Annotated in this window: 1 protein-coding gene; it reads right to left on the bottom strand. The window is 33.6% G+C overall.

All coding sequences use genetic code 11. The features are described from left to right. Positions 1-223: hypothetical protein (locus NG901_RS16925; protein WP_502800144.1), on the bottom strand; the 223-nt coding region annotated here is incomplete at both ends.

Genomic DNA, 223 nt, shown 5'->3' with positions numbered 1-223 from the left:
CGTCTACTAGAAAATATTTTGGAACCATTAAGCCAACAATATTGATGAGTAGTTCTGAATTAGCGATGGCAGGATTAATCATTTGATGCGAGACATTTGGGATGGTTTGGGTTTCTAGGTTTTCTTTTTTGATTTGTTGGGTGTAAACTTCTTTTGTTTCTGCTGAATCAACATTTTTATCTTTTTCAGCTAAGACGAGGTAGATTTTTGCTTTTACTTTTGA

The sequence above is a fragment of the Clostridium sp. CMCC3677 genome (genome assembly GCF_023845585.1).
GTDB classification, from domain to species: domain Bacteria; phylum Bacillota; class Clostridia; order Clostridiales; family Clostridiaceae; genus Clostridium; species Clostridium aquiflavi.
This window is presented reverse-complemented; position numbering and strand designations above follow the sequence as displayed.